Here is a 24,312-nt window from a genome sequence, read left to right as displayed (position 1 = left end):
CGCCGCCCGATCGACGGCGTGCGCTCACAGCGTGTCGAATGCGCGTTGCAGCGCGTCGCGCCCTTGCACGCCGTTCGCGAGCGCAAGCATCAGCAGCACGCGTGCCTTGAACGGGCTCAGCGAGCCGGCGCTCACGAAACCGAGCGCGTCGTCGTTCGCGGCGCCGTTGCGCATCACGTGCCCCGAGCCGACGCGCGACGCGCGTACCACGGCCACGCCCGCTTTCACCGCATCGGCAAGCGCCGCCTGCAGCGTCGCATGGATCGACCCGTTGCCGGTGCCCGCCACGACGAGGCCGCGCACGCCGGCCGCGACGAGCGCGTCGACGGCCGTGCGCGTCACGCCCGCGTAGCTGGCGACGACTTCGACCGGCGGCCACGCGGCCGCGATCGCGAGGCACGCGTCGCGCGATCGCGTCACGCGGCGCGCGAATTCGACGCGGCCGTCCTGCACCCAGCCGAGCGCGCCCAGTTCCGGCGACTGGAATGCGTCGACCGCGTAGGTGCTCGTCTTCACGACATCGCGCGCGCCGTGGATCCGGTTGTTGAACGCGACGAGCACACCCTGCCCGCGTGCGCCCGGGTGCGCGGCGACCGTCACCGCGTTCAGCAGGTTCAGCGGACCGTCGGACGACAGCGCGGTGGCCGGCCGCATCGCGGCCGTCAGCACGACCGGCTTGTCGCCGGTCACGACCAGATGCAGCGCGTACGCGGTTTCCTCGAGCGTGTCGGTACCGTGGGTGATCACGATGCCGTCGATTGCCGGATCGGCCATCAGCGCGTCGATGCGCGCGGCGAGCGTATTCCACAGCGGCAGCGCGAGATCCTTGCTGTCGATGCTGGCGACCTGCTCGGCATCGATGCGTGCGACCGACGCGAGCGCCGGCACCGCGTCGAGCAGGAAATTGACGCCGAGCGCGCCGGCCTGATAGCCGGCCGTGCTGGCGGCGTCCGGCGCGGCGCCGGCGATCGTGCCGCCGGTGGCGAGTACGGCGATGCGCGGCAGCGCCGGCGCGGACGAGGAAGTTGCGGAGTTCGGAGTATTCATGGCCGCGATTGTAATGGCTCGCGGCCGGCATCCGGTAGGTCACGTGCGCGGCAGCGGCGCCGAACGCGCCGCATCATGGTTTGTCCTGATCGCCGGCGTGCGCACGCCGTCAACGGCGACGCCGCCCACCGCGTTATAGGAATGCCGTTTTGGTGTTTTCACATTGATTTGCCATAATCGGAGCGCGCGGCGCGACTTGACCCTGTTCCCGTTGCGCCGGGCTTCGTGACGGCGTCGATATAAAACGCAATTCACCCCATGGGAGTGTCGAAATGAAAATCCAATCGCTCGTAGCCGCAGTGCTTCTCGGCGGCATGCTGGCTTCCCCCGCTTTCGCGGCGAACAGCCAGCAGGACAAGATGAAGGCCTGCAACACCCAGGCAGCCGGCAAGACGGGCGACGAACGCAAGGCGTTCATGAAGGACTGCCTGTCGGCCAAGCCCGCGAAGAAGATGTCCCAGCAGGAAAAGATGAAGGCCTGCAACACCCAGGCCGCCGACAAGAAGGGCGACGACCGCAAGGCGTTCATGAAGAGCTGCCTGAGCAGCCAGCCGGCTGCCTGAGGCCCGGCGCTCCCGCGCGAATGCCGCGCACCGCTTCGGCGGGCGCGGCATTTTCATTTTGGTTGCACGCGCATCGACGCGCGCGATGATGCCGGATGCGTCGCCGCGCCGCCCGTCCAGCGGCGGCGTCGCGGTCGTGGCCGCGAGATGCTCCACCGCCGTCCCCGCTTTCCCCACGCGCCGTACGAATACCGCCACATGGTGCGGCAATTCGCCGCGATTTCTTCTATGATGGCTGCATCGCGGCCCATCCAAGTACAAGAAGCGCCATCGGGCCGCCCTCGAGACGGACGCGCACGCCGCGTCAAACGGAGGCATGGATGGCATGGAGACAACACCGCTGGTTCCGCCGCTGGCTGATCGTGATCGTGTTCTGGGCCGTGCCCGTCGCGATCGTCGCCGTACGCGAGATCCGCGAGGAAATGGCGTACAACAATGCCGACCTGCAGCTCGCGCTGACCACCTGGCAGTTGACCGATGCGCAGCAGGCGGCGGGTGCCGCCGCGAAGTGCCACGGCGATCCTGACACGGCGCGCGCGGCCGGCTGCCCGGCCGATGTGCTCGCGGCCAATGCGGCGCGTCAGCAGGCGGCCCGCGACGAATACGTGGTGCGCCGCAATACGCTCGCCGGTTATCTGTGGCACGCATTCGTCGGCTACTGGGTCGTGCCGGCCGCGTTCCTGTTCGCCTGCGGGGTCGTGATCGCGCTGATCCGCCGCGCGCTGCGGCGCCCGCCGATCAAGCCGCCCGCGCCGCCCGCACCGCCCGTCACGCCGCACTGACGCGCGGCCACCGCTCCGCTTTGCCGCTTCCCTTTCCTGCCGTCCGTCGGCCGGCCGCGCGACGTATTGCCGTACGCGCGCCGGTCCGTCCGTTGGTGCGCCGCGACACCGCGAAACGATTTGACGCTTTTTGATGCGCGGACGAAAAGGGGTTGTAATCCACTGTGATATAACTGCCGACGTGATCCGCTCCTTGAGCGAGACTCACTCCGAACATCATCCGATGGAGAAGAACGATGCAAAAACGGAACCTCGTGCTGAAAGCCGCCGCTGCGCTCATCGTCGGCAGCCTTGCGCTCACCGGTTGCACCACTACCCCCGACAAGCCCGACAATGCCGCGACCAACGCGTCGAAGCGTCAGGCGATCGATTCGAGCGTCGACGCAACGCTGTCGCGCATGTATTCCACGGTCAAGGGCTCGCGCGAACTCGTCGCGAAGTCGCGCGGCGTGCTCGTGTTCCCGGACGTGATCCAGGCAGGCTTCATCGTCGGCGGCCAGACGGGCAACGGCGCGCTGCGTGTCGGCGGCAGCACGGTCGGCTACTACAACACGTCGTCGCTGTCGGTCGGCCTGCAGGCCGGCGCGCAGTCGAAGGCCATCGTGTTCCTGTTCATGACGCAGGAAGCGCTCGACGAATTCCGCGGCTCGGACGGCTGGGCAGCCGGCGCCGGCGCATCGGTCGCACTCGTGAAGATGGGCGCGAACGGCGCGGTCGACACGACCACGGCCACCGCGCCGGTCCAGGTCATCGTGCTGACCAACGCCGGCCTGATGGGCGACGTGTCGATCAACGGCACGAAGGTCACGAAGCTGAAGATCTGACGCCGAGGCGTGCACGCCCGTGCGCACCGCGCGCGGGCCACGTGCAAACGGCGATGTCCTTGCGGGCATCGCCGTTTTTTCATCCGCGCGCGTTGCGCGTCAGGTCGTCGAATCGATCACCTTGAAGCGCGAGCGCTTCTGCGCGCGGATCAACGACTGATACACGTCGACGTACTGCTGCGCCATCCGCCGCGACGTGAAGCGCTCCTCGAAGCGCTGCCGCACGCGGGCGCGCGGCAGCAGGTGCAGCCGGTTCACGGCGGCCACCGCGCTGATCTCGTCCTCGACGATGAAGCCCGACACGCCCTCGTCGACCACCTCGGGCACCGCGCCGCGATTGAACGCGATCACCGGCGTGCCGCACGACATCGCCTCGATCATGACGAGCCCGAACGGCTCCGGCCAGTCGATCGGAAACAGCAGCGCATGCGCGCCCGACAGGAATTCGGCCTTCTGGTGATCGGCGATCTCGCCGATGTATTCGACGTGCGGAAGCGCGAACAGCGGCTTGATCTCGCGTTCGAAGTATTCCTGGTCCGCCGCGTCGATCTTCGCCGCGATCCGGATCGGCAGCCCGCACTGGCTCGCGATGCGGATCGCCGTGTCGACCCGCTTCTCCGGCGAGATGCGGCCGAGGAATGCGAGATAGCGCGGCTCGACGGGCTGCGGCAGGTACAGCGCGTCGGGCAGCCCGTGGTACACGGTCGTCAGCCATTTCGCCTGCGGCAGCGGCTGGCGCTGCGAATTCGAGATCGAGATCACCGGCGCGGTGTTGAACGTGTCGAACACCGGTTGCTGCTCGGGCAGATCGAGCCGGCCATGCAGCGTCGTCACGAACGGCGTGTCCTGCCGGTTGAAAACCGAAAACGAGTAGTAGTCCATGTGGAAATGGAGCACGTCGAAATCCTTCGCGCGGCGCGCGACCGTCTCCATCAGCAGCATGTGCGGAGCGACGCGGTCGCGAATCGACGAGTCGAGCCGCAACGCGCGCGGCCACACCGGTTCGAGCTTCGCCCGGGTCGTCGAATCGCCGCTGGCGAACAGCGTCACGTCGTGACCGAGGTCGACGAGCGCCTCGGTAATGTAGGACACGACGCGCTCCGTGCCGCCGTACAGCTTCGGCGGCACGGATTCGGTCAGCGGGGCGATCTGCGCAATTCTCATGGTCGACGTCTCCTGTGTCCTCGGCCGGCCGGCACCGGACCGGCGCACACCGCGCTCGGGGCGGCATGCGGCGGGTCTCGCGCCAGCCGAATATCTCATTATTATTCGCGATCCCGACACCCGGAAGCACCGGGCTTTCATTTTATGGGCGTTGTTACAGACAGGATACATTCGCTGGCCGGGCCGCCCGTACCGGATCGGCGGCGGCTGGACCGGGGGCCGCGGGCTTCCGGCGACGGACTGCCGGCGGCATGCGGCGAAAGACCGGCCGCCCGCACCGTCTCGCCCGTCAGCGCGACGGCCACTTCCACGGCGGCAGGTCGCGCGTATCGGCGTCGACCAGCACGGTCGCACCGAGCTGCTTGTCGAGCACCAGCGACTCGCAGCCGGCCTCGCGTTCGAGCGTCGCGATGAGCCGTGCCGCGTGCGACACGACCAGCACCTGCGAATGCTGCGCGGCCTGCGCGATCAGGCGTCCAAGCGCCGGCAACAGGTCGGGATGCAGGCTCGTTTCCGGTTCGTTGAGCACCATCAGCGCCGGCGGCCGCGGTGTGAGCAGCGCGGCCGCGAGCAGCAAGTAGCGCAGCGTGCCGTCCGACAACTCGGCGGCCGACAACGGTCGCAGCAGCCCCGGCTGGCGCATCAGCACGTCGAAGCGACCGCGGCTGCCCGGATTGTCGATATCGATCGATGCGCCGGGGAAAGCATCGTCGATCGCCGCATCGAGCGCGGCGGCATCTCCGATTTCGCGAATCGTCTGCAGCGCGGCGGCCAGATCGGCGCCGTCGTCCGCGAGCACCGGCGTATGCGTGCCGATGTGCGACTGCCGGGCCGGCGCCTGCGCATCGGTGCGGAAATGGTCGTAGAAGCGCCACGACCGGATCCGCTCGCGTACCGCGATCATTTCCGGCGCGCCCACCGGATCGGCGAACTCGGTCATCATGCTGTCGAAGCTTGCGACCGGCTGCGGCACCGTGCGCCACTCACCCGAACCGGTGCGCGCGCGAATCTGCGCGCCCTGCCGGTCGACCAGCAGCGTCGACGGACGCAGCAACGCGCCGCCCCAGATGCATTCGCGCTTCACGACGGGATCGAGCGCGAACTGCGAACGGCTCGGGACCGGCAGGCCCAGATCGATTGCATAGCCGAAATCGTCGCCCGCGAAGCCGAGCTTGAGGCTCACGGGCCCATTGCGCACCGTGCCCGTCACCGGCGCATCGCCATCGAGCATCGCGCGCGAAAAGCGCTCCGGTCCGGCCCACAGCGTCGACGGCAGCCCGCCTTCGCGCGCGAGCGACGGAATCACGCGCCCCTGCGCCGTATCGGCGAGGAGCCGCAGCGCGCGATACACGCTCGACTTGCCGCTGCCGTTCGGCCCCGTGACGACGGTGAGCGCCGCAAGCGGCACGATCAGCTCGCGCAGCGAGCGGTAGTTGGCGATGGCGAGCGTGTTCAGCGCGTTCATGGAAGCAAGATGACGGCGGTTACCGGCACGCGTTCAGCGGCCTTCTGTGGCCTTCGGATCGGCCGCGGTGTTGGCCGCCGTGCTGGCAGCGGGCGGCCGCGCATGCGGCCGTTCGGGGCTCGGCTCGCCCGGCGCCGAATCGTGCGGATACAGTTCCATCCGGCTACGCGGCAGGCATTGCGGAAAGCGCGTCTGCAGATAGGCAATCAAGCCCTCGCGCACACGACAGCGCAAATCCCAGCACGCCGACGAGTCGGCCGCGCTGACGAGCGCGCGCAACTGCATCGTGCGCTCGGTCGCGTCCGTCACCTGCAGCACCTGCACGCGGCCGTCCCACTCGGGCGCCGCATGGACGAGCCGCGCGAGCTCCTCGCGCAGCGGCGCGAGCGGCGTGCGGTAGTCGACCGACAGGTACACCGTGCCGATGATTTCCGAGCTGCTGCGCGTCCAGTTCGTGAACGGGTTTTCGATGATCCACTGCAGCGGAACCACGAGCCGGCGCTGGTCCCACAGCCGCACCGACACGAACGAGCCGGTGATTTCCTCGATGCGCCCCCACTCGCCCTGGATCACGACGACGTCGTCGAGCCGGATCGGCTGCGTGAGCGCGATCTGCAGCCCGGCAATCAGGTTGCCGAGCACCGGCCGCGCGGCGATACCGGCGACCAGCCCCGCGACGCCGGCCGACGCCAGCAGGCTCGCGCCGACCTGGCGCACGTTCGGGAACGTCATCAGCGCGGCGCCGGTGCCGATGATCACGATCAGCACCATGACGGTCCGCACGAGTACTTTGGCTTGCGTGTGGATGCGCCGTGCGTGGAGATTGTCGACCGCATCCATCGGATGAGCCTGGATGATCGCATCGCCGACGCCGGCCGCGAGCCGCACCAGCAGCCAGGTCAGCGACACGATGGAGCCGACCGCGGCCGCGGTCCGCATGCCGCCCACGAACGACATGCCTTCGTCCGCCTGAAGCCACAGGAACTCGAGCGCGAGCAGCGCGAGCGTGACCAGCGACGGTTTGTCGATGTAGCGCAGGATCACGCTCATCAACGGATACGGCTGCGCGATGCGCTTGACGATGCGTGCGCCGACACGGTGCACGATCACGACGACAAGCACGACGATGACCGACACGCCCAGCGTGCCGAGCCACGCATGCAACGGCGCATCGGCGATGCGCTGCAATTCCTCGATTGAAACCATCGGCGCCCGGGATGCTTCGGTTATGAGGCTCGGCGGCCTCGTCCTGGATGCGTCGGCGACGTCCGGGCAACGCGCGTGCCCGGACCCGGCAGTCAGATCAGCTGCCGCCCCGGCAGGGGAACGCCTTGCCGAGACCGAGCGACACCGCGGTACTCGCGTTGTAGTCGGCCAGCCTCGGATTCTCCGCGATGTACTTGCGCACCGCGTCGGTCATCTGCTGCGCCCGGATGTCGGGCGGCAGGCAGAAATACTGCCCGACGCGCGGCCCCGTGGTGCCGCCGATCGCATCGATCGTGTTGTAGACGCCATCGGCGGCGCCTTCGATGTAGGCCGCGCACGACGCCCGCGACTTGACGTCCGTCTTCGCGCACAGCCGATCGAGATCCGCGCCCGTGAAAGCCGCCGCCGACAACGGCACGGCGAACGCCGCGGCACAAAACATAGCCCGCAACATGGTGTTCCTTATGTCAATGCGGCCCGAGGCCGCTCACTGCGCTGACCGGCGCGGCGGCCGCCCGCCCGCTGCCGGCCGGGTTGCGGCCGGCCGGGCGCTGGGCCACCGCGCCGAAACCGTCATTTTGCACTCTTTTGGGCATCTGCCGGCGCCGATGCACCGACGCGCACCGTCCGCTTGCTCAGGATGTCGATCGCGTCCGGCGCGTTGTAATGCTTCGCGAACTCGAGCGCGGTGATGCCGAGCTGGTTCTTCACCTGCGGATCGGCACCCTGGTCGAGCAGCAGGTTCACCGTCGACGCGTGGTTGCCGCGCGCGGCCATCATCAGCGGCGTCGTGCCGTTCGGCGACGCGGTGTCGATATACGCGTCGTGGTCGAGCAGGATCTTGACGACCTCGTCCTGGCCGTTGGTCGCCGCGTAGTGCAGCGGCGCCCAGCCCTTCTTGCTGACTTCCGCGCCCTTGTCGATCAGCAGCTTGACGAGCCCGACGTCGCCGTTCAGCGACGCGAGCATCAGCGCGTTCTCGCCGGCCTTGTCTTCCTTCTCGAGATCGACGTTCGGTGTCGTGGCGATCGCGGCGGCGACCTTGTCGGACTTCTCGCGCGCGGCGATCACGAGGATCGGGTCGCCGTTCGGCGCGAGCGTGTTCGGATCGAGCTTGCCGCTCTTGAGCTGCTTGCCGATGTCGGCGATGTCGTCGAACTTGACCGCCTTGACGATCGCGTCGAGCGACTCGGCATGCGCGCCGGCGGCGGCCAGCAGGCCGCTCGCGACGAGCGCGGCGGCGACGAGTGCGCGCTTGGGCAGGTATGTGGTCGGCTTCGTCATTGTTGTGGGCTCCTTCCCTGGGTTGTCGGCTGGCCGCGCGTCGTCAGCGGGCGATCTTGAACAGCCGGAAAAAGTTGCGTGTCGTCGCATCGGCGAGCGCCTCGACGGCGATCCCTCGCTCGCATGCGATAAAGCGTCCGACATGGCTGACGTACGCAGGTTCATTCGGCTTGCCGCGATACGGCACCGGCGCGAGGTACGGCGAGTCGGTTTCAATCAGCAGCCGGTCGAGCGGCACGCGCCGCGCGACGTCCTGCACGTCGGTCGCGTTCTTGAACGTGACGATCCCCGACAGCGAGATATGGAAGTTCTGCGCGAGCGCCTGCTCGGCGACGGGCCACGGCTCGGTGAAGCAGTGCATCACGCCGCCCGGCACGTCCGCGCGCTCCTCGGCCATGATCCGCAGCGTGTCCTCCGACGACGAGCGCGTATGGATGATCAGCGGCTTCATCGTCGCGGTCGCCGCGCGGATGTGCGTGCGAAAGCGCTCGCGCTGCCACTCCATGTCGGCGATCGAGCGGCCTTCGAGGCGGTAGTAGTCGAGGCCCGTCTCGCCGATCGCGACGACCTTCGGGTGCGCGGCCAGCTCGACCAGCTCCGCGAGCGTCGGCTCCCGTGCATCCTCGTGATCCGGGTGCACGCCGACCGACGCATACACGTTGTCGTGCGCGTCGGCGATCGCGAGCACGTCCGGCAGCGTCTCGAAGTCGACCGACACGCACAGCGCGTGCGTGACGTCGTGCTCGCGCATGTTCTCCAGCACGGCCGGCAGGCGGTCGGCGAGACCCTTGAAATTGATGTGGCAGTGAGAATCGACGAACATCGTGTTTCCTGAATACGGTTCGCGGGCGCTCATGCGCTCGCGGGCAATCGTTTCCTCACCCAAAGGAAACAATTCTCGCTCATGCGAACATTTCCCGATAACCGAGAAACAGTTCCTCGAATACGAGGCGGGCATTGAGCGGATGGTTCTCGACCGTGCGCTGCCGCGTCACGGCTTTCATGAAGCGCGCGAACGCATTCGCGTCGACCGCCTCGGCGCATCGTGCGAGCGCGGCTGCCTGCATCGGAAAGTAGCGCGGCGCGCCCGCCATGCGCTGCGCGAGCAGATCGTACAGCCAGCGCTGCAGCCAGCCGAGCACCAGCGGCACCGGCAGCTTCTGCAGCGTCTCGCCGCACGCGAACGGGTCGCATGCGGCGCCGGCGGCGAGCTGGCCGAGCGTGAAATCGCGCAGCGGGCGATTCTCGTCGCTCGCGAGCGCCAGCGCGGCGAGCGGCGCGCCGCCGGCTTCGGCGAGCAGCGCGCGCGCATCGTCGACGCCTTGCGCGGCGAGCCACGCCGCGGCCGCGTCGGGCGCCGGCACGGTCATCGGCCACTGCCGGCAGCGGCTGATGATGGTCGGCAGCAGCCGGTCGATGCGCGCCGACACCAGCAGGAACACGACGCCGGACGGCGGCTCCTCCAGCGTCTTCAGCAGCGCGTTCGACGCGGCGACGTTCAGCGCCTCGGCCGGGTACAGCACGACGACGCGCGCGCCGCCGCGGTGCGAACCCACCCCGCAGAAGTCGAGCAACGCACGCACCTGCTCGATCTTGATCTCCTTGCTCGGCGTGCGCGTCTTCTTGCCGCCTTCGTCCGCGTCGGCCGGCTTCGCGTCGTCGACGGCGCCCGGCGCCTCGCCCGCGAGCGCCTCGGGCAGCACGATCCGGTAGTCCGGATGATTGCCCTGCGCGAACCACGTGCAGGCCGCGCATGTGCCGCACGGCTCGCCGTTCGGCCGCGGCGCCTCGCACAGGAAGCCCTGCGCGAGATGCTGCGCGAACTGCAGCTTGCCGATCCCGGCCTGGCCGTGCAGCAGCAGCGCATGCGGCCACTGTGCACGCAGTTGCTGCAGGCGGTTCCAGTCGTCGGTCTGCCACGGATAGATCATGTGGTGCGTTCCTTCGTGTTACAGCGTGGCGAGCACGCGTTCGAGCTGCTCGCGGATCTCGGGAATCGTCTGCGTCGCGTCGATGATCGCGAAGCGGTGCGGCGCCTCCTGCGCACGCCGCAGGTATTCGCCGCGGGTGCGCGAGAAGAATGCGTCGGACTCGCTTTCGAACTTGTCGGGCATGCGCGCGGCGCCGCGGCGCTCGCTCGCCACCTGCGGCGCGACGTCGAACAGTACCGTCAGGTCGGGCTGGAAACCGCCCTGCACCCAGCGCTCGAGCGTCTCGAGCTTGTCGCGCGGCAGCCCGCGGCCGCCGCCCTGGTATGCAAACGTGGCGTCGGTGAAGCGATCGGACACGACCCAGTCGCCGCGCGCGAGCGCGGGCTCGATCACGAGCGCGAGGTGCTCGCGGCGCGCGGCGAACATCAGCAGCGCTTCGGTCTCGAGATCCATCGGCTGGTTCAGCAGGATCTCGCGCAGCTTCTCGCCCAGTTGCGTGCCGCCCGGCTCGCGGGTGACGACGACTTGTCGGCCGCTCGCGGCCAGCCTCGCCTGGAGACGTTCGCAGAACCATTGCAGGTGGGTGGTCTTCCCCGCCCCGTCGATCCCTTCGAACGTGATGAATTTACCGCTCGCCATTATTGACCTCGTATGTACTTGTCCACGGCCTTGTTGTGGTCGCCGAGCGTGTCCGAGAACACGCTCGTGCCGTCGCCCTTCGCGACGAAATAGAGCGCGCTCGTCTGGGCCGGATTAATTGCCGCCTGCAGCGCGGCGACGCCCGGCAGCGCGATCGGCGTCGGAGGCAGCCCGCGGCGCGTGTAGGTATTGTAAGGAGTGTCGGCCTGCAGGTCGCGCTTGCGCAGGCGGCCGTCATACGCGTCGCCCAGGCCGTAGATCACGGACGGATCGGTCTGCAGCGGCATCCCGATGCGCAACCGGTTCGCGAACACGGCGGCGACGAACGCGCGATCGGCCGCGTGGCCCGTCTCTTTTTCGACGATCGACGCGACCGTCAGCGCTTCGTAAGGCGTCTTGTACGGCAGCCCCGGCACGCGCGCGGCCCACGCTTCGTCGAGACGCGTCTGCATCAGATGATACGCACGACGATAGATGTTCAGGTCGCTCGTGCCCTTGTCGAACAGGTAGGTGTCGGGAAAGAACAGCCCTTCGCCGCTGCCACGCTGAATCACGTTCTCCGGCGCACCGATCGCACGCAGCAGTTCGGCGTCGCTCATGCCCGCCGTCGCGTGCGCGAGATCGGGATTGCCGTCGAGTTCCGCGCGCATCCGCTTGAAGGTCCAGCCTTCGATCACCGTCGCGACGTATTCGTTCACGTCGCCCCGCGCGATCTTCTGCAGCACCTCGTACGGCGTGATGCCGGTCTTGAATTCGTAGTTGCCGGACTTGAGCCGGCTCGACAGCCCGAGCACGCGCGTCATCGCGACGAAGCCGAGCGGCTCGACCGGCACGCCGCCGCGCTTGAGCTGCAGCGCGACGCTCTTCACGCTGCTGCGCGGCTTGATCGTGACGTCGAGCGATGCGGCACCCAGCAGCAGCGGCCGGGTCGCCCAGTAATACCCGCCGCCCGCGCCGGCAGCGGCCACAACGACGGCCAGCGCCACGACAGTCGCGGCGCATTTCTTCAGTAGGGACATGGAAACGAGACTCAGGTAAGACCCATATAATACTTGCTCGCCTTCGTCAAAGTCAGGGTTGACTGTTCCCTCATTCCATGAGCACACCGTTCGCTTCACCGGCTACCCAGCCCGCTTCCGTCTCGCTCCCCGTTTTTTCCCGCCCGTCCGCCGAAGATTTCGACGCGCCGGGCGCGTACATGCCGCTCCCGCAATTCGGCGTGATCGACGTGGCCGGCGACGACGCCGCGACGTTCCTGCACAGCCAGCTCACCAACGACATCGAGCATCTCGATGCCGCGAGCGCGCGCCTGTCCGGCTATTGCTCGCCGAAAGGCCGCCTGCTTGCGTCGTTCCTCGCATGGCGCGCCGGTCACGGCGTGCGCCTGCTTGTGTCGAAGGACGTCCAGGCTGCGGTGCAGAAACGGCTGTCGATGTTCGTGCTGCGTGCAAAGGCGAAACTGACGGACGCGAGCGACGCGCTCGCGGTGGTCGGCTTCGCGGGCGACGTGCGCAACGCGCTGTCGGGCATCTTCGACGCGCTGCCCGACGGCGTGCACGTGAAGGTCGACGGCCCGGCCGGCGCGCTGATCCGCGTGCCGGATGCGGCCGGCCGCAAACGCTACCTGTGGATCGGGCCGCGCGCGGAAGTCGACGCGCGTCTCGCCGCGCTCGCCGGCACGCTGCCGGTCGTGTCGCCTGCGGTATGGGACTGGCTCGACGTGCGCGCGGGCGAGCCGCGCATCACGCAGCCGGCCGTCGAACAGTTCGTGCCGCAAATGGTCAACTTCGACGTGATCGGTGCCGTTAACTTCCGCAAGGGGTGCTACCCGGGCCAGGAAGTCGTCGCGCGCAGCCAGTACCGCGGCACGATCAAGCGCCGTACCGCGCTCGCGCACGTCGCCGGCGAGACCGACACCGTGCATGCCGGCGTCGAGCTGTTCCACAGCGACGACCCGGGCCAGCCGTGCGGGATGATCGTCAACGCGGCGGCCGCGCCGGCCGGCGGCGTCGACGCACTCGTCGAGATCAAGCTGGCCGCGCTCGACACCGGCACGGTGCACCTCGGTTCGGCCGACGGTGCGGCACTCGCGTTCGACGCGCTGCCGTACGCATGGCCGACGCAAGCGTGACGCACTGACAACCCGTTCGCACGCCGGCTCCCCGATCGTGGCCGGCGCACGATGTTTCCTGCGAGAGATTCGCCCGATGTGTCTGATTGCCTTCGACTGGCAGCCTGATGCCGCCGCCGGTCCTGTCTTTACCCTGACCGCCAACCGCGACGAATTCTTTCGCCGTACGAGTGCGCCGCTTTCCTGGTGGGAAGATGTGCCGGGCGTGCTCGCCGGCCGCGATCTCGAAGCGGGCGGCACCTGGCTCGGCGTGTCGCGCGACGGTCGCTTCGCGGCGCTGACGAATTACCGTGCGCCGTTCGACATTCGCGCAGGCGCGCCGACCCGCGGCAAGCTCGTGTCGGATTTCCTGCGCGGCCCGTCCATCGCGCCGCTCGACTATCTCGGCGAGCTGGCCGAGCACGCGGCCGTATACAACGGCTTCAACCTGCTGGTCGGCGACTGGAAGCGGCGCGAGCTCGCGTGGTTCTGCAATCGCGCGGCCGAGGGCGAGACCGGCGTTGCGGCGCCGGTCGCGATCGGCGCCGGCGTGCATGCGCTGTCGAACGCGCGGCTCGATACGCCCTGGCCGAAAGTCGTGCGCAAGCGCGCGGAACTCGGCACGCTGTTGACCGACAACCCGAACCCGTCGCTCGACGAGCTGATCGAGCTGATGCGCGATCCGCACGTCGCGGACGACGACGCGCTGCCGCACACCGGCATTCCGCTCGAGCGCGAGCGGGCACTGTCGGCTGCGTTCATCGAGACGCCCGAATACGGCACGCGCGGCACGACCGCGCTGCGCGTGACGATGAAGGAAGGCGTGCGGCTGACGGTCGACATCAAGGAACGCTGCGACGACGATGGCTCGCACCGCACCGTTCGGCCGGGCAGTTTCGAGCGCGCGTTCACGTTCGACATCGACGCGACGCAGCCGCGTTGAGCCCAAGGCGCGCGCTAGGGTGCGCGCACCATCTCGACGTGCGGTACGCCGATTTCGACGAACGGTTCGCCGATCGCCGCGAAGCCGTGCCGCACGTAGAACGGCACCGCGGCAACCAGTGCGTAGAGCCGTACGATCGGCTCGCCGCGCTGCCGCGCCGCGTCCAGGAGTGCATGCAGCACGGCCGATCCCGCGCCCTGCCCGCGCGCGTCGGCCAGCACCGCAACGCGGCCGATCGTGCCGGTGCGCAGCAGCCGTCCCGTCGCGACCGCGCGGCGCGCGCCGGTCGCCGCATCGACCCGGTACGCAACCGCGTGCAGCGACACCGGATCCTCGTCGTCCAGTTCCCATTCCGGCGGAATGCGCTGCTCGCGCACGAACACCGCATCGCGAATACGTGCGGCGTCGCCGCCCAGCACGGCCCAGTCGCCCGTTTCCACCCAGCCGTCGGTCATCGCTTCCTCCGCGCGGCGCCCGGCGCCGCTGCCGTCAATCGTCGTCGAAAGCGGCCTTGAGCGCCGCCACCGCGTCGGCATGCGCGGCCCGCACCTCCGGCACGTAGCCGCCCATCTTGAAGAACTCGTGGATCATCCCCGGATAGCAGACCAGCGTTACCGTATTGCCGGCCGCGCGCAGCTTGTCCGCGTATGCGGCGCCTTCGTCGCTCAGCGGATCGTATTCGGCCGTCGCGATCCAGGCCGGCGCCACGCCGGCGAACGACGGCGCGCCACGCGTGCCGTCGAGCGGCGCGAAGCGCCAGTCGTCCCGGTCGGAGGGATCGCGCACGTATTGCGTGAAGAACCACTGGATCGTGTCCTGCGTCAGCAGATAGCCGTTCGCAAGCCGTCCGTGCGACTCGGTGTCCTGGTCGCGCGTCACGCCCGGATAGATCAGCAACTGCAGAGCAAGGTCGATGCCCGCGTCGCGCGCGAGCACCGCGCAGACGGTCGCGAGCGTGCCGCCCGCGCTGTCGCCGCCGACCGCGAGCCGCGTCGCGTCGATCCCGAATGCGGCGGCCTCGCGATGCAGCCAGCGCAACGCGTCGTCGGCATCGTTCACCGCGGTCGGAAAGCGGTGTTCGGGCGCGAGCCGGTAGTCGACCGACAGCACCGCGCACCCGGCGTCGCGCGCGAACATGCGGCACAGCGCGTCATGCGTATCGACGCTGCCGACCGTGAAGCCGCCACCGTGGTAATAGACGAGCGCCGGCAGCGGTTCGGCGAGGCTCGGCTCGACGGGCAGATAGAGCCGAGCGCCGATCGTGCGGCCATCGCGCGTCGGCACGACGCAGCTCTCGACCGAATGCATCGGCGCGGGCGCGACGTCGAGGATGGGTGCGCTCTTCTCGTACGCGGCGCGCGCCTGCTGCGGCGTCTGGTGGTGATAGGACGGGCGTTTCGCGCGCTCGACCATGTCGAGTATCTGGGCGATCTTCGGATTCAGCGGCATCGGGGAGAACGGCGCGTGCGGCGCCGTGAACGGACAAGCGTCACATGATGCCACGCGCGGATCGGACGAGCGGCACGAGCAGCACCAGCGGCGTTTCGGCGACCCGGAAATCGTCGGCGCTCGCCGCGCGTTGCGGGCATGACACGATCAGGAACTGGCGGTTGATCGCATTCATGGCCCGCTTCATTGGTTTCGCTCTCACCGTGACGCCGTCCCGCTGCGAATCCGTGCCGTAAAAAGAAACGGCCCTGCCCGTGACCAGGCAGGGCCGCACGTCCCGGCGCTTACGCGTCGCTCGGGCCGGGCTGCGCGTCCGGCGCCGTGCGCGTGCGTTGCCGCTTGATGTCGCGACCCACCGCGAGCCGCCGCATGTACTTGAACGTGCCGAGCGCCTTCGCGACGAAGTTGCCGTCGCTGTCGCGTACTTCGCCTTCGCAGTACGCCATCGTCGTCGAACGATGCATCACGCGCCCGTATGCGCGCAACTCGCCGCGGCCGGGCTGCATGAAATTCACCTTCATCTCGACCGTGACGACGCCGACGCCGTCATCGGTCAGGCTGCGGGCCGCCATCGCGAGCGCGATGTCCGACAGCGTCATCGTCACGCCGCCGTGCGCGATGCTCCACGTGTTCATGTGCCGCTCGTCGAGCGGCAGCACGATCTCGCTCGCACCATCCTTCGCGGACACGAGCCGCACGCCGAGGAGATCGACGAACGGGCTTTCGATCGACGGGCCGTCCGTCGGGGATGCCGCGTTGCTCATCGTGCGCTGTCGGACAGGTAGTCGACGCACTGGCGCGATTCGGCCACGGCCACGACGAATTTCTTCACCTCCTGGTGAACCGGGTGCACCTGGTACGCATCGAGCGCGGCCTGGTCCGTGAAATCGGACACGAGCACGACGTCCGACGTCGCTTCGAGGCCGGGCGTCGCGATGCCGACATCGAGTTGCAGGATGCCAGGCACGATGTCGCGGCAGCCTTCGAGCTTTTCCTTCAGCTTCAGCGCGTTCTGCGCGCGCGTGCCGCCTTCCGCCGATTCCTTCAGCTTCCACATGACGATATGTCTGATCACTTCGTTCGCTCCTGTTCGTGTTGGTTCGGGAATTTGCGCCAAACCCTTACCAGTTGGGTGCTCTACACCCTTCCGTTGTTCGCTTACGTTCGCCGAAAATCGTGTCCAGCCGAGAAAAAAGGGGGTACAAAAGGGGGGATCATTTCAACCATCCAGAGACGATACCCCCTTTTCCACCGTGCCACTTACCGACATCAAGATCCGACAAGCAAAGGCAGGCGACAAGCCTACCAAACTTACCGATGGCAATGGACTGTATCTGCTGGTAAAGCCGTCCGGCTCGAAGCTCTGGCGGTACAAGTACAGAATTGCCGGAAAGGAAAATGTCTTCGCGATCGGCGAGTATCCCGCCATCAGCCTTCAGGCCGCGCGCGTAGCACGCGACGATGCCCGTGAACTTGTCAAAAAGGGGCTACACCCGTCCCATGCACGACGGGAAGTCTTGTCTGCGCGCATTAGCGAAGGCAAAGCCACTTTTCGTGCCATCAGCGACGAGTGGCTGGAGAAGAAGCGCAAGACGTGGACGGAGCGGCACTTGGGCGAGATTCAGCGCATGCTCGAAGCAGACGCTTACCCGTACATCGGGAACCGCCCGATGCGCTCTATTACCGCGCACGAGGTGCTTACGTTGATGCGTCGGGTCGAAAAGCGCGGCTCCCCTTCCGTAGCGATCAAACTGCGTCAGTACGTATCCAACGTGTTCCAGTACGCGGTGATCACACTTCGCGCCGACACCGATCCAGCCTCGGTGTTGCGCGGAGCAGTTCTCAAGCCGCCGACCGAGCATGCTCGGCCGCTAAGTCGTGAAGAACTGAAGGCGCTCTTTCGGCAATTGCCTATGTACAGGAGCAGGAGAACCACGATTGCGATCCGCCTGCTGATGATGCTGTTTCCGAGAACGGCCGAGCTTTGTCGAGCGCGCTGGGAGGAAATCGATCTGGCCGCCGCCGAGTGGCGAGTTCCGCCGGAGAAGATCAAGTCGCGACGGCTGCACATCGTTCCGCTTCCTACGCAAGCGCTCAGTCTGCTACGCGAGTTGCAGGAAATCTACGGCGATCGCGGATATATCCTGCCGATCCTTCATAGCAATCGGAAGCGCCCCCACATGAGTCGAGCAACAATCAATCGGGCGCTCGATCCCATGATGCAGCATAACCCCGAACCGATAACCGGCCACGACTTCCGAGCAACCGCGTCGACGAACCTTCATGAGATGGGTTGGAAGGACGAAGTCGTCGAGATACAGCTTTCGCATAAGGACAAGGACAAGACTCGCTCGACGTACAACCACGCCAAGTACTTGCCAGAGCGACGGGACATGATGCAGGCGTGGGCGAACTGGCTAGATGTTGTCGAGGAAGAGGCCGGGACAAACAACGGTACCGTGGCCGCTTCTGTTGATGACAAATTATGCAGCGGTGCCTGAGTCTCAAAGGGACGGGTTCCGCCAGAGGAAACTACGCCGAAACCCGGTCACATGCCTCCGCGAACCATCACGCGCCGGGAAAGCCCTTCCCCGGGTGCTCCCAGAGATTTGACGGCTTGTTCTGCCTCAGGCGCGATCATTTGAACGCTCACAGCCTGCATTACGTGAGGGACGCTTGCAAGTTCGTGTCGACAAGGATTCGACCGCAAGGGCGCAGCGCAACAACGTCCTTCAGATAGAATCCCCGCATCACCATGCTTGGCATCTTGCCTCCCGAGGGAGGCGACCGTAGGGGAACAGTACAGTGACGATCCAAACAAACGCCGCTCCAGAGGAACTTGCCGACGAAGGGATGAAGGCTGGCGTAGAGCAAGAGGAGACGGAACACTTCTCTACCCATGAGCCTTTCGATCCGGCATCAATATCCATTTCGTCTAAGGTCGTCGCGTTAGATACTGTGCTGCGCCGTATCCGAAACTCGACGATCAAACTTGCACCGAGCTTTCAGCGCAATTATGTCTGGGACGATCAGCGGAAAAGTCTATTGATCGAATCGATGATGTTGCGAATTCCATTGCCAATGTTCTATGTTTCAGAGGACAAGGATGGTGTCTGGGAGGTCGTGGACGGGCTGCAACGGCTGACTACGATTCGCGATTTTATTCTTGGGCCGGATGACGATGGAAAGGGATTTGCCTTGAAGGGCCTCGAATTCTGGGGAGAACTCTTCGATGGAAAAATGTTCTTCGACATCGAGAAAAAGATGAACGTCGCAAGAATCATTAATAACATCATGGAAGCGGAATTATCGTTCACCATAATAAACCCAGACACACCCGAAAAGGTGAAGAGGAATATCTTCAAAAGAATTAATACCGGTGGGATGCGACTCTCCGCCCAAGAAATCCGCCATGCACTGTACCAGGGCGAGGCAACCGATTTACTTAAGCTACTCGTCAACTCGAACGAATACAAATCCGTTATCGGCGAAACCGTGAAAGACAATCGCATGGCCGGCCGCGAACTAATTATACGGTACCTTTCCTTTAATATAAGAGGCTGGCGAGCCTTTAAGGGCGACATGGATTCATTCCTCTCCGACACCATGCGATGGATAAACGGAGACATAACATTTGACAAAGTTAACCCGTATGACCGAGTGCGAATCTCGTCCACATTCGAGATGGCGCTGTCGCGAAACAAGATGTTATTTGGCGATCACGCATTTCGCCGTTCGCGGGGCGATCAGCGTCGCACACCAGTAAACAAATCACTCTTTGAAATGTGGATGTTCTGCTTTTCAAGAATATCGGATGACTTCTTCGCCGCGATCATTTCGCGAAAGAAGGAATTCCAAATAAAGTATTACGATCTACTCGATTACGACGATGACTTCATCGACTCAATCGGACGGCATGGCGGAGATCTGATTGGCGTAAAGAACAGATATACCAAAATTGTTGAATTGCTAAACGAATTTAAGCCGAGCAATGATTAATTCAATTCAAATAAACGCATTCAAATCCTTCCGATCGTGCGAAACCAAGCTCGGGCGACTGACAGTCCTTGCAGGACTGAACAACTCCGGAAAAAGCAGCTTGATGCAGGCGGTTCGGATGTGCCTGGCCGCACGAGATTACGACAATCCGTATATCGATGGATATGGAGGATATGGTGAATTGAAATCACGGTTGTCTGCGAGCGACGAGACCATGTCAATCACCCTCGAGATACAAAACAGAAAGACTGTTCTGAGTTTGTTCGAATCGAGGCATGAGATTACTCACTCCGAGATGCTACCCCTTGCCCAGTTTGTTTGCGCGGATCGCTATGGGCCTCGCGTCCAACTGCCAGCAATGAGGGAAGATATTGCGGCGATGACCGTCGGAGTTCACGGCGAATACTCGGCCCACTACGCCTCTATCCTCGAACGAATGATCGTTGCAGAACCTCTACGCCACGGTGAAGCTGCGGCGAACACCCTCAAGCATCAGCTAACGAAGTGGATGGGCGAAATTTCTCCAGGCATTAAGCTCGATTTCGATGTTTTGAAGAGGTACGACGCATCTCAGCTACAGGTAGACGGCGCCAGACCCACAAACTCGGGATTTGGAATTAGCTACGTCATGCCTATAGTGCTCTGCCTCCTGACGATGTCTGGGACGATGGGAGAAGACGACTCTGACTGGCGTGTCAGATCTTGGTTCACTTCCTTACAGCAACAAGGCGGTCTCCTCTTGATCGAAAACCCAGAAGCCCATCTGCACCCACGCGGTCAAACATGCCTTGGCCAGTTGGTGGCGCTTGCATCCTCTTGCGGCCTACAAGTAATTGTTGAAACGCACAGCGATCACTTCATAGACGGCATTCGTATCGCAGCGAAACACACCGAAATTGTTGAACCCGACAACATCTCAATAAAGTATTTCTCAAAGAACCGCGACGAGGAAACGGAAATAGAAGATATAGCCGTACTGCCCGACGGAAAGCTGTCGAAATGGCCAAATGGCTTCTTCGATCAAATGTCGATCAATCTTCGCGAGCTTGCCAAAAAAAATGCAAAAGGCTAAGTTGATTCTTGATGAGATAGATTTTTCGAGATTAGTGTTCGATATACAGAAGAATCAGCGAGATCTAGACAGCCTGATTTCGGCAGCAGAATCCGCCGACCCTGAGATTATGGACGTAATCGGAATTCAAGATGAAAAATTTTACTCCCTTGAATTGGACGGAAAAAATATAAATGAAGAACTATTCTCCGATGCCAACAGTGGCTCCCGAGACTTGGTTGTACGCTTACAAATACTAATATCGAAATGGAATTCTCTTCCGGAGAGCGGCACCAGCGACACAGCCGAAGGCATTGGGATTTCGGTGCTTAAAAGCGATGGCTCGGGTGCGCTACTCGCGAGCGTACACCCAGACCCATCGGATTGGTGGGACGATGCGAGAATGCATCTGGTTTCGGCACCCTCTCATCTTCCGACAGCAATACGCAAGCATTTTATCGCAGCAAAGATCGAGCAAAAACATTTCGCATTTTTCTGCAATGGAATGTTCCCAAACCTCTATTTCCACGAGTCGCCCGATAAGCTAAAAAACCTTGGCGTTCCGTATACAGAGCATGTTCGATCGATAATTGATTACTTCTCGTATCTAAATGATTTTGCTTCGGATCATTTCGACTCTGATGAAGATCACGTAATCATAGCAAATGCAGGTTCGAAGGGAGTGACAATCTCTCCAGAGAGCCCTAAGACCAGAAAAAACGGTGACGCTATGGAAGAGCGCGACATCAAAATCAATGGCGAGAAGCTGCGCTGCGAATGGCACGCAAAAATAACCAACACGTGCGGCCGAATTCACTTTTATGCACGAAAAGGAAGGCCAGAAAATGTCAAAATCGAAACAGGCACAAAAGTTATTATAGGGATATTGGCAGATCACCTGACACTTTAAGAATGGCGGCGCATAAGTGCGACGCCGGCGCGAAGGTTCACACCGGCATCGTAACTTAGAACAGACCAACCGGTTGCGCAGCGTCGTCCCAATTGAAGATGATCAACTCGTTTCGCTCGACGCCCCTCCCACCACCGACCGTGTATTGAATCGGCACGGTCTCGATGTGAAATCCGTCGAACACACGCCGAATATCGGGATGATCATTGAGGCTCACGATCGCGCGCCCTTTGATCGACCGCAAGCGCTGCGCCAGCTTCTCGTATTCCACGAACGGAAACGCCACGCCATACCCTTCCGTCTCGTAATACGGCGGATCCAAGTAGAACAGCGTATGCGGGCGGTCGTATCGATCGATGCAGGCTGCCCAATCCAGACGCTCTACGAATGTGTTTGCCAGTCGAAGATGCGCGGCTGTTGATAGCCGACCAAAACTGACCCGTTTGCGGCAAGTTTTTTCATCGAAAATTGACCCACATGTTCGAATGCCTGCTTGGGACGCCAAGCAGGAGAACCGGAGTGGTTACGGTGAGCATGTTGCATCCGGCGGATGCACTTCCGCGATGGCGTCCCTCTTCGGGACATTTCTCGACGTACCGGGCTGTCCAGAAACACGATCCGACGATGGCTTCGAGAGCCTTCCACGGGCGAGCCAAAGTATCCGAAGCGTGCCAGCAAGAGCGTCATCGATGCGTGGGCAGAGCAACTGCGTCAATGGCTGATTGCTGATTCACGCCGGCCGAAGCGGGATCGGCGGACAGCAACGCAGATGTATGAGGAGTTGCGCGCCGCTGGCTACGACGGAAGCTATCAACGCGTCTGTGCATTCGTGCGGAGCTGGAAACAGGAACGGGACGAAGGTCCGCAGCGCGGTGCGTTCGTGCCTATGTCGTTCGAATATGGGGACGCGTTCCAGTTTGACTGGAGCTGCGAATACGTCTTCATTAGTGGGCTGCGCCGGCGTCTCGAAGTAGCGCATGTGAAGCTCGCTGCAAGCCGGGCATTCTGGCTGGTTGGGTACCACACCCAAAGTCATGAAATGTTGTTCGATGCGCATGCTCGCGCCTTCGTGGCGTTCGGCGGGGTGCCGCGTCGCGGCATTTACGACAACATGAAAACTGCTGTCGACAAAGTTGGCCCCGGCAAGGAGCGGGCCATCAACGCCCGCTTCCATGCGATGCGCAATCACTACCTGTTCGAGCCGGAATTCTGCAACCGGGCCGCTGGCTGGGAGAAAGGAGTCGTCGAGAAAAACGTTCAGGATCGGCGCCGCCAAATCTGGCATGAGGCGATCCGGATGCGTTGGGAGTCACTCGACGTGCTTAATATATGGCTCGCGGAGCGCTGCCGTCAGGCATGGCATGAACTGAGGCATCCTCAATGGCCTGAGCTGACCGTGGCAGAAGCGCTACAAGACGAACAGCCGCGGTTGATGCAAAACCCCAAGCCCTTCGACGGCTACATCGAACAGCCGGTGCGAGTGTCAGCAACTAGCCTGATCCACTTCCAACGCAATCGCTACAGCGTCCCGACCGAGTACGCGAACCATGTCGTCAGCTTGCGTATCTACCCGGCCTTCCTGAGCATCGTGGCAGATGGCGCGGAAATCGCCCGACATACTCGCAGCTTTGACCGCTACCAGACGTTCTACGACGTCAATTTGGTAACGCGGAAACCCGGTGCGTTGAGGAACGGTGCGCCGTTCCTAACCATGCCCGAGCCGATGCTGCGCCTGCAGCGTCACCTCCTGCGGCAAGAAGGTGGCGATCGCGTAATGGTTCAAGTGTTGGCCGCAACCCCGATTCATGGCCTCGACGCCGTGCTGGTTGCGGTTGAGCTGGCACTAGAGTCAGGACGCCCCAGCGGGGAACACGTATTGAACATCCTTGCTCGACTGAAATCTCCACCGCCCGGCAAGGGCGAGAAGGTCAAGACCGCTCTGACTTTACAGATCGAGCCATTGGCTGACGTTCACCGCTATGAACGGCTCCGTCCACGTCCGAACGAGGAGGATGGTCATGTCGAATGAAACTGCCGCCCAACTACGGGCGTTAAAGCTGCACGGAATGGCTCAAACGTGGCCGGAACTGCTGGCTCAGGCGAGACACAACGACTTTGCGCCGGAGGCATTTATGCAGGCGTTGTTGAAAGCAGAGATCGCCGAGCGAGCAGTCCGCTCGATCAACTATCAAATGACCGCTGCGCGGTTCCCGGCTCACCGAGACATCGCCAACTTCGACTTCAACCAGTCGAACGTTGATGAAAGTCTGGTGCGCGAACTGCACACGATCAAGTTCTGCGAATCGGCGCAGAACATCGTCTTTATTGGTGGGCCTGGCACTGGCAAGACACACCTTGCGACAGCGTTTGGTATTGAGGCCGTGCAGCAACACGCCAAGCGTGTCCGCTTCTTTACGACCGTTGAGCTGGTCAATCAGCTAGAGCTCGAAAAAGCAGCGGGCAAAGCGGGACAGATCGCGAATCGACTGATGTACGTTGACGCCGTGATCCTCGACGAGCTCGGCTATCTGCCCTTCACGCAAACCGGTGGTGCCTTGCTCTTCCATCTGTTCTCGAAGCTATACGAGAGGACGAGCATCATCGTGACGACGAATCTGAGCTTTACCGAGTGGTCGAACGTCTTTGGCGAAGCGAAGATGACGACGGCCCTACTCGATCGCCTAACGCACCACTGCCACATAGTCGAAACGGGGAATGATTCGTGGCGCTTCAAGAACAGCACGGCGGGGCAGCCCACAAAGCGGGCTGCCCCGAGAAAAACAACAAGCAAACCCGCTGAAGACGAAGAGATTGACGCATCAAAGTAGCGTTTCTGATGTTTGAGGGGTGGGTCAGTTTTAGATGAAAAAAGTGGGTCAGTTTCTGGTGAACATCAACAGATCGAGTTCTCAACGGCCACTGCCAAAGGCGAGCGCCCAGACCTC

Annotated in this window: 26 protein-coding genes and 1 pseudogene; 11 read left to right on the top strand and 16 right to left on the bottom strand. The window is 63.7% G+C overall.

The window, feature by feature from the left end; translation table 11 throughout:
- Window positions 1–24: 24 nt before the first annotated feature.
- A complete protein-coding gene (locus HW466_RS14600; RefSeq protein WP_059798054.1) occupies window positions 25–1,047 on the bottom strand; it encodes an asparaginase in 1,023 nt (340 codons plus the stop codon).
- A 272-nt stretch (window positions 1,048–1,319) separates the two neighbouring features.
- Between HW466_RS14600 and HW466_RS14595 the strand changes: the two genes are divergently transcribed.
- From HW466_RS14595 to HW466_RS14585, 3 genes are all read left to right on the top strand, one after another.
- Window positions 1,320–1,610: a PsiF family protein gene (locus tag HW466_RS14595; RefSeq protein ID WP_044843641.1), complete on the top strand. Its 291-nt coding sequence runs from the start codon at window positions 1,320–1,322 to the stop codon at window positions 1,608–1,610.
- Between the two features lie 320 nt (window positions 1,611–1,930).
- Window positions 1,931–2,392, top strand: coding sequence for a hypothetical protein (locus HW466_RS14590; protein WP_059449921.1), 462 nt, complete (start codon window positions 1,931–1,933; stop codon window positions 2,390–2,392).
- Window positions 2,393–2,628: 236 nt separating this feature from the next.
- Window positions 2,629–3,216 (top strand): BPSL1445 family SYLF domain-containing lipoprotein, encoded by a 588-nt coding sequence (locus HW466_RS14585; RefSeq protein ID WP_059449922.1) that lies wholly within the window; start codon window positions 2,629–2,631, stop codon window positions 3,214–3,216.
- 99 nt (window positions 3,217–3,315) lie between these two features.
- On the opposite strand, the gene HW466_RS14580 is transcribed toward HW466_RS14585, so the two are convergent.
- The 9 genes from HW466_RS14580 to mltG form a co-directional block, all read right to left on the bottom strand.
- A complete protein-coding gene (locus HW466_RS14580) occupies window positions 3,316–4,380 on the bottom strand; it encodes a glycosyltransferase family 4 protein (RefSeq protein WP_059449923.1) in 1,065 nt (354 codons plus the stop codon).
- Between the two features lie 289 nt (window positions 4,381–4,669).
- A complete protein-coding gene (locus HW466_RS14575) occupies window positions 4,670–5,845 on the bottom strand; it encodes an AAA family ATPase (protein WP_059503156.1) in 1,176 nt (391 codons plus the stop codon).
- Between the two features lie 33 nt (window positions 5,846–5,878).
- Window positions 5,879–7,051: a mechanosensitive ion channel family protein gene (locus HW466_RS14570; protein WP_059503157.1), complete on the bottom strand. Its 1,173-nt coding sequence runs from the start codon at window positions 7,049–7,051 to the stop codon at window positions 5,879–5,881.
- A 97-nt stretch (window positions 7,052–7,148) separates the two neighbouring features.
- Window positions 7,149–7,505 carry a Rap1a/Tai family immunity protein gene (locus tag HW466_RS14565; protein WP_059449926.1) on the bottom strand — a complete coding sequence of 119 codons (357 nt, stop codon included), beginning with the start codon at window positions 7,503–7,505 and terminating at the stop codon, window positions 7,149–7,151.
- 119 nt (window positions 7,506–7,624) lie between these two features.
- On the bottom strand, window positions 7,625–8,335 hold the full coding sequence (locus tag HW466_RS14560) for an ankyrin repeat domain-containing protein (protein ID WP_059449927.1): 711 nt from the start codon (window positions 8,333–8,335) through the stop codon (window positions 7,625–7,627).
- Window positions 8,336–8,378: 43 nt separating this feature from the next.
- Window positions 8,379–9,158, bottom strand: coding sequence for a TatD family hydrolase (locus HW466_RS14555; protein WP_151006955.1), 780 nt, complete (start codon window positions 9,156–9,158; stop codon window positions 8,379–8,381).
- A gap of 79 nt (window positions 9,159–9,237) precedes the next feature.
- Window positions 9,238–10,266 (bottom strand): DNA polymerase III subunit delta', encoded by a 1,029-nt coding sequence (locus HW466_RS14550; protein WP_059547420.1) that lies wholly within the window; start codon window positions 10,264–10,266, stop codon window positions 9,238–9,240.
- An 18-nt stretch (window positions 10,267–10,284) separates the two neighbouring features.
- Window positions 10,285–10,905, bottom strand: coding sequence for a dTMP kinase (gene tmk / locus HW466_RS14545; RefSeq protein WP_059449930.1), 621 nt, complete (start codon window positions 10,903–10,905; stop codon window positions 10,285–10,287).
- Complete coding sequence (gene mltG, locus HW466_RS14540) at window positions 10,905–11,924, bottom strand: endolytic transglycosylase MltG (protein WP_059449931.1); 1,020 nt, start codon at window positions 11,922–11,924, stop codon at window positions 10,905–10,907. The genes tmk and mltG overlap by 1 nt, the downstream gene beginning before the upstream one ends.
- 77 nt (window positions 11,925–12,001) lie before the next feature.
- Here mltG and ygfZ point away from each other — a divergent pair, with 77 nt between their 5' ends.
- Both ygfZ and HW466_RS14530 read left to right on the top strand, forming a co-directional pair.
- Window positions 12,002–13,036 (top strand): CAF17-like 4Fe-4S cluster assembly/insertion protein YgfZ, encoded by a 1,035-nt coding sequence (gene ygfZ, locus HW466_RS14535; RefSeq protein ID WP_174905730.1) that lies wholly within the window; start codon window positions 12,002–12,004, stop codon window positions 13,034–13,036.
- Between the two features lie 76 nt (window positions 13,037–13,112).
- Window positions 13,113–13,958: an NRDE family protein gene (locus HW466_RS14530; RefSeq protein WP_059790427.1), complete on the top strand. Its 846-nt coding sequence runs from the start codon at window positions 13,113–13,115 to the stop codon at window positions 13,956–13,958.
- A 14-nt stretch (window positions 13,959–13,972) separates the two neighbouring features.
- On the opposite strand, the gene HW466_RS14525 is transcribed toward HW466_RS14530, so the two are convergent.
- From HW466_RS14525 to HW466_RS14510, 5 genes are all read right to left on the bottom strand, one after another.
- Window positions 13,973–14,413, bottom strand: a complete 441-nt coding sequence (locus HW466_RS14525; protein WP_059449934.1) for a GNAT family N-acetyltransferase — start codon at window positions 14,411–14,413, stop codon at window positions 13,973–13,975.
- A gap of 34 nt (window positions 14,414–14,447) precedes the next feature.
- On the bottom strand, window positions 14,448–15,407 hold the full coding sequence (locus HW466_RS14520; protein ID WP_151003713.1) for an alpha/beta hydrolase: 960 nt from the start codon (window positions 15,405–15,407) through the stop codon (window positions 14,448–14,450).
- 40 nt (window positions 15,408–15,447) lie between these two features.
- Complete coding sequence (locus tag HW466_RS32105) at window positions 15,448–15,582, bottom strand: hypothetical protein (RefSeq protein ID WP_269112259.1); 135 nt, start codon at window positions 15,580–15,582, stop codon at window positions 15,448–15,450.
- A gap of 109 nt (window positions 15,583–15,691) precedes the next feature.
- The gene (locus tag HW466_RS14515) at window positions 15,692–16,171 is read right to left on the bottom strand and encodes a PaaI family thioesterase (protein ID WP_059449936.1); all 480 of its coding nucleotides are present in this window, start codon (window positions 16,169–16,171) and stop codon (window positions 15,692–15,694) included.
- On the bottom strand, window positions 16,168–16,482 hold the full coding sequence (locus HW466_RS14510; protein WP_059449937.1) for a Dabb family protein: 315 nt from the start codon (window positions 16,480–16,482) through the stop codon (window positions 16,168–16,170). The genes HW466_RS14515 and HW466_RS14510 overlap by 4 nt, the downstream gene beginning before the upstream one ends.
- 178 nt (window positions 16,483–16,660) lie before the next feature.
- Here HW466_RS14510 and HW466_RS14505 point away from each other — a divergent pair, with 178 nt between their 5' ends.
- From HW466_RS14505 to HW466_RS14490, 4 genes are all read left to right on the top strand, one after another.
- The gene (locus tag HW466_RS14505; RefSeq protein WP_151003711.1) at window positions 16,661–17,908 is read left to right on the top strand and encodes a tyrosine-type recombinase/integrase; all 1,248 of its coding nucleotides are present in this window, start codon (window positions 16,661–16,663) and stop codon (window positions 17,906–17,908) included.
- Between the two features lie 304 nt (window positions 17,909–18,212).
- Window positions 18,213–19,406 carry a DUF262 domain-containing protein gene (locus HW466_RS14500; RefSeq protein ID WP_203385161.1) on the top strand — a complete coding sequence of 398 codons (1,194 nt, stop codon included), beginning with the start codon at window positions 18,213–18,215 and terminating at the stop codon, window positions 19,404–19,406.
- The gene (locus HW466_RS14495; RefSeq protein ID WP_151003709.1) at window positions 19,399–20,478 is read left to right on the top strand and encodes a DUF3696 domain-containing protein; all 1,080 of its coding nucleotides are present in this window, start codon (window positions 19,399–19,401) and stop codon (window positions 20,476–20,478) included. The genes HW466_RS14500 and HW466_RS14495 overlap by 8 nt, the downstream gene beginning before the upstream one ends.
- Window positions 20,414–21,367, top strand: coding sequence for a hypothetical protein (locus HW466_RS14490; protein WP_151003707.1), 954 nt, complete (start codon window positions 20,414–20,416; stop codon window positions 21,365–21,367). Before HW466_RS14495 ends, HW466_RS14490 begins: the two co-directional genes overlap by 65 nt.
- A gap of 55 nt (window positions 21,368–21,422) precedes the next feature.
- On the opposite strand, the pseudogene HW466_RS14485 reads toward HW466_RS14490, so the two are convergent.
- Window positions 21,423–21,785: pseudogene (locus HW466_RS14485) on the bottom strand (DNA adenine methylase); the annotation flags it as partial.
- A gap of 132 nt (window positions 21,786–21,917) precedes the next feature.
- Between HW466_RS14485 and istA the strand changes: the two are divergent.
- On the top strand, window positions 21,918–23,396 hold the full coding sequence (gene istA, locus HW466_RS14480; RefSeq protein ID WP_151003704.1) for an IS21 family transposase: 1,479 nt from the start codon (window positions 21,918–21,920) through the stop codon (window positions 23,394–23,396).
- On the top strand, window positions 23,386–24,195 hold the full coding sequence (gene istB / locus HW466_RS14475) for an IS21-like element helper ATPase IstB (RefSeq protein ID WP_151003702.1): 810 nt from the start codon (window positions 23,386–23,388) through the stop codon (window positions 24,193–24,195). Before istA ends, istB begins: the two co-directional genes overlap by 11 nt.
- Window positions 24,196–24,312 lie beyond the last annotated feature (117 nt).

Origin of the sequence: Burkholderia territorii (genome assembly GCF_902833055.1) — a bacterium.
In the GTDB taxonomy this organism is placed as follows: Bacteria; Pseudomonadota; Gammaproteobacteria; order Burkholderiales; family Burkholderiaceae; genus Burkholderia; species Burkholderia territorii.
The sequence above is the reverse complement of the archived record's forward strand: the minus strand, read 5'-3'. Positions and strand labels throughout refer to the sequence as shown.